The sequence below is a fragment of the Rodentibacter pneumotropicus DSM 21403 genome (assembly GCF_000379905.1).
In the GTDB taxonomy this organism is placed as follows: domain Bacteria; phylum Pseudomonadota; class Gammaproteobacteria; order Enterobacterales; family Pasteurellaceae; genus Rodentibacter; species Rodentibacter pneumotropicus.
In genome coordinates this window covers 124,608-135,193 of the sequence record NZ_KB904041.1, presented here as the reverse complement: position 1 = coordinate 135,193, position 10,586 = coordinate 124,608, and the positions used below count along the sequence as shown (strand labels likewise).

General features: G+C 42.0%; 8 protein-coding genes. 3 read left to right on the top strand and 5 right to left on the bottom strand.

What is annotated here, in order from left to right:
- Nucleotides 1–119 precede the first annotated feature (119 nt).
- A complete protein-coding gene (pyrD, locus tag A3GE_RS0102140) occupies nucleotides 120–1,139 on the top strand; it encodes a quinone-dependent dihydroorotate dehydrogenase (RefSeq protein ID WP_018355638.1) in 1,020 nt (339 codons plus the stop codon).
- The gene (locus A3GE_RS0102135; protein ID WP_018355637.1) at nucleotides 1,139–1,963 is read left to right on the top strand and encodes a PHP domain-containing protein; all 825 of its coding nucleotides are present in this window, start codon (nucleotides 1,139–1,141) and stop codon (nucleotides 1,961–1,963) included. Before pyrD ends, A3GE_RS0102135 begins: the two co-directional genes overlap by 1 nt.
- Nucleotides 1,964–2,122: 159 nt before the next feature.
- Here the strand turns inward: A3GE_RS0102135 and A3GE_RS0102130 are convergent, their stop codons facing one another.
- The 4 genes from A3GE_RS0102130 to A3GE_RS0102115 all read right to left on the bottom strand — a co-directional run bounded on the left by A3GE_RS0102130 (nucleotide 2,123) and on the right by A3GE_RS0102115 (nucleotide 7,370).
- Entirely contained in the window at nucleotides 2,123–2,752 is a 630-nt protein-coding gene (locus A3GE_RS0102130; RefSeq protein WP_018355636.1) for a histidine phosphatase family protein, read from the bottom strand.
- Nucleotides 2,753–2,808: 56 nt separating this feature from the next.
- The gene (gene tdeA, locus A3GE_RS0102125) at nucleotides 2,809–4,176 is read right to left on the bottom strand and encodes a toxin/drug exporter TdeA (protein ID WP_018355635.1); all 1,368 of its coding nucleotides are present in this window, start codon (nucleotides 4,174–4,176) and stop codon (nucleotides 2,809–2,811) included.
- A gap of 70 nt (nucleotides 4,177–4,246) precedes the next feature.
- Nucleotides 4,247–6,178 carry a MacB family efflux pump subunit gene (locus A3GE_RS0102120; RefSeq protein ID WP_018355634.1) on the bottom strand — a complete coding sequence of 644 codons (1,932 nt, stop codon included), beginning with the start codon at nucleotides 6,176–6,178 and terminating at the stop codon, nucleotides 4,247–4,249.
- A gap of 16 nt (nucleotides 6,179–6,194) precedes the next feature.
- Nucleotides 6,195–7,370 (bottom strand): efflux RND transporter periplasmic adaptor subunit, encoded by a 1,176-nt coding sequence (locus tag A3GE_RS0102115; RefSeq protein ID WP_018355633.1) that lies wholly within the window; start codon nucleotides 7,368–7,370, stop codon nucleotides 6,195–6,197.
- Nucleotides 7,371–7,618: 248 nt separating this feature from the next.
- Between A3GE_RS0102115 and glnS the strand changes: the two genes are divergently transcribed.
- Nucleotides 7,619–9,292 carry a glutamine--tRNA ligase gene (gene glnS / locus A3GE_RS0102110; RefSeq protein WP_018355632.1) on the top strand — a complete coding sequence of 558 codons (1,674 nt, stop codon included), beginning with the start codon at nucleotides 7,619–7,621 and terminating at the stop codon, nucleotides 9,290–9,292.
- 89 nt (nucleotides 9,293–9,381) lie between these two features.
- On the opposite strand, the gene A3GE_RS0102105 is transcribed toward glnS, so the two are convergent.
- Nucleotides 9,382–10,569, bottom strand: a complete 1,188-nt coding sequence (locus A3GE_RS0102105; protein ID WP_018355631.1) for an NRAMP family divalent metal transporter — start codon at nucleotides 10,567–10,569, stop codon at nucleotides 9,382–9,384.
- Nucleotides 10,570–10,586: the final 17 nt, after the last annotated feature.

Here is a 10,586-nt window from a genome sequence, read left to right as displayed (position 1 = left end):
GCAGAGTGTCCCTACAATGAAAATAAATGCAATACGACGTAATACAGCCCCATCTTCAAAGTGCGGTTGATTTTGACCGCACTTTTTTTACAGTCAACTATCCCGAGAGATAAACGAGTATGTATAAATTATTCCGTCAATGTATTTTTCAAATGGATGCGGAAACCGCCCATAATTTTACCCTTCAATGTTTAAAACTTGCCGGTCATCCGTTGTTGCAGCCACTACTGAAATCCGTTATTGCTACACCAAAAGGTTCGGAGAAAACCGTGATGGGGGTGCGTTTTCCAAACCCGATTGGCTTGGCAGCGGGGGCAGATAAAAATGGTGATGCCATTGATGGTTTTGGGGCGTTGGGATTCGGTTTTGTGGAAGTGGGCACGGTGACCCCTCTCGCCCAAGACGGCAATGCAAAACCTCGCCAGTTTCGTTTGATTGAAGCGGAAGGCATTATTAATCGCAATGGTTTTAACAATAACGGCATTGATTATTTGATCGAAAATGTGAAAAAAGCACGTTATCGTGGGGTGATTGGCATCAATATCGGTAAAAATAAGCAAACTCCGTTAGAACACGGCAAAGACGACTATATTTTCTGTTTGAACAAAGCCTATAACTATGCCGGTTATATTACCGTGAATATTTCATCGCCGAATACGCCGGATTTGCGCCAGTTGCAATACGGTGATTATTTTGATGATTTGTTGCAAAGCATTAAGGCTCGTCAGGCAATTTTGGCGGATCAATATAATAAATATGTGCCGATTGCGGTGAAAATTGCGCCGGATTTATCAGAGGCGGAATTGGTGCAAATTGCCGATACATTGGTTCGTCATAAAATGGATGGGGTGATTGCCACCAATACCACCGTTTCCCGTGAAAATGTCGCCGGTTTGAAAAATGCCGACGAGCAGGGCGGATTAAGCGGTAAACCGTTGCAGCAGAAAAGCACAACGATTATTAAACGATTAAATGAAGAATTGAAAGGGCAAATTCCGATTATTGGCAGTGGTGGGATTGACGGTGTGCAAAATGCCCAAGAGAAAATGGCAGCCGGTGCCGAATTGTTGCAAGTGTATTCCGGATTGATTTATCACGGGCCGAAATTAGTGAAAGAACTAGTAAAAACGATTAAATAATGACCAAAATATACGATTTACATTGTCATAGCACCGCATCGGATGGGGTGTTAAGCCCCACTGAAGTGGTACAACGGGCAGCAGAGCAAGGCGTAAATGTGTTGGCATTATGCGATCATGATACGGTTTGCGGCATTGATGAGGCTCGCTTGGCGGCAAAAGAGGTGGGGATCGAATTGATTACCGGCGTAGAAATTTCCACCACTTGGGAAGGGCGGGGCATTCATATTGTCGGACTGAATTTTGATCAAACTCATCCCAAAATGACCGCACTTTTGGCAAATCAAAAAGCGCTGCGTGAAAAAAGAGCAGTGGAAATTGGGGCTAAATTGGAAAAAGCGGGAATCCCCAATGCCTATGAAGGAGCAAAAGCCTTGGCGAATGGGGAAGTAACACGTGCCCATTACGGACGATATTTGGTACAAATAGGTAAAGTGTCGAATGACGGGCAGGCTTTCAGACGCTATTTAGGGCAGGGTAAATCCGCTTTTGTTAAAGCGGAATGGGTGGATATTCCCACAGCGATTGAGACCATTCAGGCAGCAGGAGGAATGGCGGTAATCGCTCATCCGTTACGCTATAACTTAACAGGAAAACGGATTCGCCAATTAATGGCAGACTTTAAAAGTTGGGGCGGCGATGCTATGGAAATTTCCGGATATGGACAAACCAAAGACCAACGTCAAATGTTAGCTCGTTGGGCAAATGAGTTTGGTTTATTGGGGTCGGTAGGATCGGATTTTCATTTTCCTTGTGGTTGGGTAGAGTTAGGGAGAAATCTCGATCTTCCTGAGGGTGTGGAGCCGATTTGGACACGGTTTTAGGTTTTAGCGTAGGGACACACTGCGTGTGTCCGTTATAAATTCAAATTATTGCAATATGCTGCAAATGGATACACGCAGTGTGTCCCTACTTGTTGAAATCTCTGCTTTTGTTCAGCAATCGTATAATACCGAAAAACAAGATAAAAAATGACCGCTCTTTTACCCCAAATGCCCCACATCATTGACTTTTTCAACGCTAAAGCCTTTTTCGCTGTCATAATGCACAACGCCGATTGCGGTGTTGAGTAAAGAAACGGATTGTCCTTCTTCTCTGTGGTTTTGCCAAGTAGCACCGTCGAATAGGGCGAGGAGTAAGCGTAATGTATGACCGTGAGAAACAACCAAAATATTACCTTTATGGTGGATTTGAATAATATCTTCTATCGCTTTCATTGCTCGGTCAGCAAGTTGTTCGTAGGTTTCTCCGCCATTTTTTTTGGCCTTGTAATTTGCCGGATCACTGAGCATTTGTTTAAATTCGGCTTGTTCACGCAAAGATTCAACCCATTGACCTTCCCACTTTCCAAAAAATTGTTCGTTTAACCCTTTATGTTGAAAAAGCGGAATATTGCGTTCACCAATAATGTGTTCAGCCGTATCAATCGTGCGTTTTAAAATGCTGGAATAGGCCGCCAAAAAGGGAATTTGTTGTAATGCCACACCGGCTTTTTGTGCCCCTAAAATGCCTTGTTCAGTGAGGGGCGAATCGCCGTGCCCCTGCATTAAACCTTGTTCGTTCCAGACCGTTCTGCCATGGCGGATAAAGTAGAAAGTCAGTTGTTTTTTCATTTTTTGTTAAACCGAGTTAAAAAATAAGGAAGCCGAAACTCCCTTATAGAAAGTAATTAACGGGAATAATAACCCGCCATTGAGCTATATACAGCGTTTTCTGCCTGAATAAGGCTATATTTCGCTTGCAAAATAGCAAGCTGAGAGGCTTTTTCGGTGTTGGCTGCACTTAACCATTCACGCAATTCGGATACGCCGGCGTTATAGCGATTACGATAATATTGAGTGATGCGTTTGTTATAGTTAAAGGTTTTTTGCTGGTTCGCAAAGGCACTTTGGGCTTGGGTGAAGGCAAAATAGTTGGTATCCACATCATTTAATGCCTTGGTGATACTTTGTTCATAATTTAAACGTGCGGTTTCGTAATCGGCTTCAGAGATCTTCACGTTCCATTTCACCGTGTTCCAATTTAAGAACGGCAAACTAATTCCCAGTGTCCCGCCTGCAATTGGGCTATGAAGGGCGTTACCAACTTTGTTTCCTGCTGAACTTAAACTACCGCCTAAAGTGATTTCCGGGAACCAACCTTTTTCTGTGGCTTTGGCATTTTTAAATGCACTGCTCAAACGGTATTGATTGCCTTTGATATCAGGACGATTGGCGATTACTGAAACCGGCACATTCAAATTCACACCAGTATTTTTCACATTAAGAATATGTGGGAAAGTGATATTGAGTGCGTCTTCCGGTTTTAAATTCAGTAAATTACGGAGCATTTGTTCTGCGGTTTTGCGTTGGGTTTGGTAATTGATCAGGCTATTACGAGCCGTTAAAACCGATTGTTGGGCTTGATCAACACTTGCCGCATCGGCAACACCTTGACTTAGACGGCGTTGCATAATATTGCTGATGTCATTGTAATATTTGATGCTTTCTTCAGTGGTGCTGAGGGCATCGTTTAAATAGGCGATTTGATAATAGGTTGTTACCACAGAGTTGATTAAAGACAATTTTGTCGCTTCTAAATCTTGTGCGGTGGCTTTGTGTGTCCATTCTGCCGCATCGGCGGAATCCGCTAAACGACGCCATAAATCAAGGGTATAAGCTACGTTTAATGAACCGCTGTGTGAAATGGTTGAACTTGCAGAGGTATCAATGCGTCGTTGTGCGCCTGATGAAGTAGAACCGCTAAAGGTTGGCACTAAATTTGCCCCTACTAAATTCGCATTATAAAGTGCACGATTAACGGCAACGGCAGCTTTGGCAAGATCTTTATTGTTTAGTAGTGCTTGCTCTACCACGCGATTAAGCTGAGCATCATTATAAAGCGCCCACCAGTTTTCTTTTACATTAAACTGTTTCGTGATTTCTTCATATTTTTGATAGTCCGCTTGGCTGGCTTGATAAGAATCGTCAATATTGGCGCAGCTGACAAGGGTAGTCGCCATTACAATGGCAAAAGGCAGTTTTTTCATTTTTAACATTGTTTTTTCCTTCATTAAATCGTGAAAAAAGTGCGGCTGATTTTAACCGCATTTTAGGGTTTTACAAAATCTATTCTCGGGCGAGGGCGGTAATCGGGTTCAGCTGTGCAGCCCGTTTTGCCGGCATATAGCCAAATACCACACCAATGAGCGTTGAAAATAACACGGCTGTGATAATGGAGACGGTGGAAAATGACATGGTAAAGTTGCTCATAAATAGGTTAAACATCAATCCGATTAAGCCTGAAAGCAAAATTCCGGTGATACCACCGATTAAACAAATCAATACGGCTTCAATTAAAAATTGTTGCAAAATATTGGTTTGACGGGCTCCAATTGCCATTCGCACACCGATTTCTTTGGTACGCTCCGTGACGGAGACCAGCATAATATTCATCACCCCAATCCCCCCTACAATAAGAGAAATAAAGGCAATGGAAGAAATTAATAATTTCATTGTGCCGGTGGTGCTTTCAATAGTTTGTTTAATGGTATCGCTATTCATCACAAAAAAATCTTTTTTGCCGTGGCGTAGGCTGAGTAATTCGGTGATGCCTTTTTCCGCTACAGTAGAATCAACATCATCGGCAATTTTCACCGTGATAGAGCTGATTTTTTTACTGCCGGAAATGCGATTCATCACCGTGGTGTAAGGTGCATAAACATTCAAAGAACTGCTTGCACCGCCCATTTGTCGGTCGGATACCATACCAATAATCCGCAATGGGCGTTTATTAAACATCACCACTTTGCCCAGAGCGGATTCGTTTGGAAAAATAGCTTTTTTGGCACTTTCATCAATTAAGGCGACTTGATTATTTTCCAATACATCCTGTGCAGAGAATAAATTGCCTTGTTTGAGGGTAAGCCCTTCCACATCGAAATATTGCTCGCCCACCCCTTTCAGGCTGGTGGAGGAGAAGGTTTGATTGCCATACACCAGCGTACCACTGGAGGAACTATTTGGCGTTACGCTTTGCACATAGCTCTGTTGATTTAACGCATTGGCATCATTGACAGTGAGATTTTGCATTTGCTCGGCACGGCGATCGCCAAAGCCTGTGCCATTGAAAATCGTCATAGTGCTGGTGCCGATACCTTTAATATTTTCAAGAATTTTCTGCTGTGAACCATTTCCTAATGCCACCACGGAAACCACCGAGGTGATCCCGATAATGATTCCGAGCATAGTGAGCAAAGAACGCATTTTATGTGCCACAATCGCACTGACGGACATCCGAAAAGCCTCAAGGAGTTGATCCTTGCTAAAGCCAAAGTGCGGTTTAATTTTGGCTTGATTTTCAACCGCACTTTTTACCCCTTCTTTTTGAGAATCTGCAATGATTTCGCCATCTTTAATTTCAATGACTCGGTTTGCACTGGCGGCAATGGTATGGTCATGAGTGACCATAATAATGGTATGCCCCTCATGGTGGAGATGACGTAAAATTTCCATCACATTTTGCCCACTGTGGGAATCTAATGCCCCGGTGGGTTCATCGGCAAGAATAATTTCACCGCCATTCATCAAGGCTCGAGCAATACTCACACGCTGTTGCTGACCGCCAGAAAGTTGATTAGGTTTATTTTGCCATTTATCGCCCAAGCCCAATTTTTTGAGTAATTGTTTTGCCCGATCAAGGCGCTGACTCTGGGGTATGCCTGCATAAATTGCGGGCAGTGCTACATTTTCTGCTGCGGTGAGGCTGGAAAGTAAATTATAACGCTGGAAAATAAAACCGAATTTTTGGCTTCGTAAATCAGAAAGTTGATCCGCTGAAAGTTGATTTGTTTCTTTGCCGTCAATTTTGTAAGAACCGCTGGTTGCCGTATCCAAACAACCAATGATATTCATCAGTGTGGATTTTCCCGAACCGGATTGCCCGATAATCGCCACAAAATCACCTTTCTCAATATTAAGGGAAATATTTTTGAGAATGTGAACTGAATTCTCGCCCTCGCCAAAGTAGCGATTAAGCTGATTAATTTCAATAATATTCATCAAATTTTACCGCACTTTAGAACATTCTCGGCCCACGACCACTATTGCCGACTTGCTCGCCAACGGCGACTTGTGACACGATCACTTTATCACCTTCGACTAAACCGGATTTAATTTCCGTTTGAAAATCATTTTGCACGCCGATTTCCACTTCACGCATTTCAGGTTGATTGTTTTCATTCAACACATTGACGAAGGTTTTTCCCTCTCTTTTTTGAATCGCCATATTGGAAACCAACAACACATTTTGCGCATCGGCAATTTTGATATTGTTTTCTGTTGTCATTCCAATACGCAAAGTGCGGTCGGGATTATCCACGATTAAATTGGCGTAATAATAGACCGCACTTGTGCTACTCGATGTGCTGGAATTACTTGATGAAGTAGAGGTGTTATCACTTTTTGTAGTGGTTGCCGGATCAACGGAAGAAATCACCGATTTATAATGGGTGTTGGGATCGGACAAAATCGTAAAACTCACCGCTTGACCGGCTTTTACTTTGGTAATGTCGCCCTCTGAAATTTCAGGTTTCACCAACATTTTGTTTAAATCAGCTACAGTGACGATAGTCGGAGTTGTTTGTGCCGAGTTGACGGTTTGCCCCTCTGAAATAGGCGTGGAAATGATTGTCCCGTCAATAGGCGAAGTAATTTGTGTATATCCTACGTTGGTTTCCGCTGTATTCACTTCAATTTCTGCTTGTTTAATGGATTCTTTTAATGCATCTACTTCGGATTTTGCCGCATCAAAGGTGTTTTTCGCATTATTTAACTCATCAAGAGAGGTGGCTTTTTGTCCGTATAGTTTTGAATAACGGGAATACGCCGATTGTGCCACGCTAAGTGCGGTCTCTTTTGCTTTTAATTGTGCCTGATAGCTGGCAAGGGCAGCTTTTTTGGTATTCAGGGCGTTAATTTGTGTGGTGGAATCAATATCCGCAATTAAATCGCCTTTTTTCACTTCTTGCCCAAGAATGACGTAAAGTCTAGTGATTTTACCGGAAACCTGTGCACCGACATCCACTTCATTAATACTGCTGATAGAACCGGAGGCAACAACGGTCTTTTCAATATTTCCACGAGTGACTTTTTCAGTCAGATAAGTGGATTGTTGATTGTTATTGCCTACAAAAAAATAGTAGGCGAGCCCGCCTACGATTAAGAGTCCGAGTGTAACGAAAATTTTCTTCATTGAGATTAAATTCCAATTAATGAACGTTTGTTCAGTTTGCGTATTCTAATGATAAATCTCGTGTTTTGCACGAAAAATTTGGGTATGAGACAAGCTATCTTTCAATAGGTTTTCCTTGATTGTGAATTTTCACATAACAAAATTAGCTGAAAATTAGAAAGGGAATTGACTCAATTTCTCATATCTCGCTTTTTGACCGCAAAACGTATAGAATAACGGGATTATTTTTCTATTGATTTGAGAAAGTTATGAGCAATACAGAGCATAGTTTAGAAAATGCGGAAAATACACGTCCGCACAATTTTATTACCCAAATTATTGATGAAGATTTAGCAAGTGGCAAACATAAAGAGGTTTACACCCGTTTTCCACCTGAACCCAATGGTTATTTGCATATCGGACATGCGAAATCCATTTGCTTAAACTTTGGCATTGCGAAAGATTATAACGGTTTATGTAATTTACGCTTTGATGATACCAATCCTTTGAAAGAAGATGTGGAATACGTAGATTCCATTAAACAAGATGTAGAATGGCTGGGTTTCAAATGGGCAGGAGAGGTGCATTATGCCTCGGATTATTTTGATACGCTCCATGACTATGCCATTGAATTAATTAAAAAAGGCTTGGCTTATGTGGACGAGCTCTCACCGGAAGAAATGCGTGAATATCGTGGCACCTTAACGGAGCCGGGTAAAAACAGCCCTTATCGTGATCGTAGTGTAGAAGAAAACTTGGCTTTATTTGAAAAAATGAAAAATGGCGGATTTGCCGAAGGAAAAGCCAGTTTACGGGCGAAAATTGATATGGCTTCGCCTTTTATGGTGATGCGTGATCCGGTGCTTTATCGGATTAAATTTGCCAAGCACCACCAAACCGGTGATAAATGGTGTATCTATCCGATGTATGATTTCACCCACTGTATTTCCGATGCGATTGAACGTATTACACACTCGTTATGTACATTAGAGTTCCAAGATAACCGCCGTTTATATGACTGGGTATTGGATAATATTTCGATTGAACGTCCATTACCGCACCAATATGAATTTTCACGCTTAAATTTAGAAGGTACGCTAACTTCTAAACGTAAGTTATTGAAATTAGTGGAAGACGGCATTGTGGACGGTTGGAATGATCCCCGTATGCCGACTATTTCTGGTTTACGTCGTCGTGGTTATACGCCGGCATCAATTCGTGAATTTTGCCGCCGTATTGGGGTCACCAAACAAGATAACGTAGTGGAATATAGTGCGTTAGAAGCCTGTATTCGTGATGATCTCAACCAAAATGCTTGCCGTGCAATGGCGGTAATTGATCCGGTAAAAGTGGTGATTGAAAACTTTGAAGGTGAAGAAATGTTGATAGCACCAAGTCACCCGAATCGTCCGGAATTAGGTGAGCGTCAATTACCTTTCAGCAAAGAAATTTATATTGATCGTGCGGATTTCCGTGAAGAAGCGAACAAGCAATATAAACGTCTTGTGCTAGGCAAAGAAGTGCGTTTACGTAATGCTTATGTGATCAAAGCAGAGCGTGTGGAAAAAGATGCAAACGGTGAAATCACCACTGTCTTTTGTACCTATGATCCCGACACATTAGGCAAAAATCCGGCGGACGGCCGTAAAGTGAAAGGGGTGATCCATTGGGTTTCCGCTGTGCATAACCATCCGGCAGAATTCCGTCTTTACGACAAACTCTTTACGGTTGCCAACCCGGGGGCTGAGGAAGATATTTGCTCGGTCGTTAATCCAAATTCCCTTGTGCTAAAACACGGCTTTGTAGAACAAAGCCTTGGCAATGCGGAAGCGGAAAAAGGGTATCAATTTGAGCGTGAGGGTTATTTTTGTGCAGACAGTAAAGACAGCCACTCTGAACATCTGGTGTTTAATCTTACTGTCAGCCTAAAAGAAAGCTTTTAGTTTTCATCAATGTAAGTGCGGTCAAAAACAATTCTGATTTTGACCGCACTTTTTTCTTTAATCGCTCTTAGGCAATGTTTAATTAGGTTCTAAGCCAATAAATTACCAACATATTTCACAAGCGTGATTAAGCTTAATATTGCCATGGAAACCACAACAATAGCACCTGAAATAGTCATCCACATCGGGTGTTTATAATCGCCAATAATTTTCGTGTTATAGGCTGCGAGCAAAATTAAACCGAGAGAAATCGGTAAAATTAAACCATTTAATGTTCCGACAAAGACCAATACTTGGGCGGGACGTCCAATAGTCGCAAGAACGGCTGTCGAGATAACAATAAAAGCTACTATCCAACAATTTTTGTGTTTTTCTATTTTCGGTGAAAAACTGGTAATAAAGGAAACTGAAGTATAAGCTGCACCGATAACCGAGGTAATAGACGCAGCCCAGATAACAATACCGAAAATCATTAATCCAATATTACCGGCAGCGTATGAAAATGGGGTAGCGGCAGGATTTTTTGGATCGAGAGTAATACCCTGTGAGACTACGCCTAAAACGGCTAAAAAAAGTACAATCCTCATTACGGAGGAAATTAAAATTGCTGACACGGAGCTTTTGCTGACTTCTTTTAGAGAAGTTTTGCCTTTGATGCCCGCATCTAATAAACGATGTGCTCCAGCAAAGGTGATATAACCACCTACAGTTCCCCCCACAAGGGTAACGATTGCGATCACATCTAATTTCTCCGGTATGAATGTTCTGAATACGGCTTCACCAATGGGCGGATTTGTTTGGGCTGCAACGTAAATGGTTAAAGCTATCATCACGAATCCCATTATTTGAGCAAAACGATCCATGGTTTTACCTGCTTCTTTTACAAGGAAGATACATACGGCAATTGATCCGCTAATTATTGCCCCAATTTCAGGTGATACGCCTGTGAGAATATTCAAGCCTAATCCTGCGCCGCCCACATTCCCGATATTAAAGGCCAATCCGCCCATAACAATAAGTAATGAGAGAAAATATCCTGTGCCGGGGAGGATCACATTTGCAATATCTTGGGCTTTTTTTTCTGAAACGGCAATAATCCGCCAAATGTTTAATTGAGCTCCTATATCAAGCAAAATAGAGAGTAAAATCACAAAGCCAAAACTAGCGAGTAAAGACTGAGTAAAAGTTGCGGTTTGGGTGAGAAATCCCGGTCCAATGGCGGATGTTGCCATTAAAAATGCTGCCCCGAGTAAAGCATTGCGGTTATTATTTGCCATATTGACCTCTATAGTTT

Coding starts and splice junctions, on each gene's coding strand:
- pyrD (WP_018355638.1), top strand. CDS start 120: ATGTATAAATTATTCCGTCAATGTATTTTTCAAATGGATGCGGAAACC.
- A3GE_RS0102135 (WP_018355637.1), top strand. CDS start 1,139: ATGACCAAAATATACGATTTACATTGTCATAGCACCGCATCGGATGGG.
- A3GE_RS0102130 (WP_018355636.1), bottom strand. CDS start 2,752: ATGAAAAAACAACTGACTTTCTACTTTATCCGCCATGGCAGAACGGTC.
- tdeA (WP_018355635.1), bottom strand. CDS start 4,176: ATGTTAAAAATGAAAAAACTGCCTTTTGCCATTGTAATGGCGACTACC.
- A3GE_RS0102120 (WP_018355634.1), bottom strand. CDS start 6,178: ATGAATATTATTGAAATTAATCAGCTTAATCGCTACTTTGGCGAGGGC.
- A3GE_RS0102115 (WP_018355633.1), bottom strand. CDS start 7,370: ATGAAGAAAATTTTCGTTACACTCGGACTCTTAATCGTAGGCGGGCTC.
- glnS (WP_018355632.1), top strand. CDS start 7,619: ATGAGCAATACAGAGCATAGTTTAGAAAATGCGGAAAATACACGTCCG.
- A3GE_RS0102105 (WP_018355631.1), bottom strand. CDS start 10,569: ATGGCAAATAATAACCGCAATGCTTTACTCGGGGCAGCATTTTTAATG.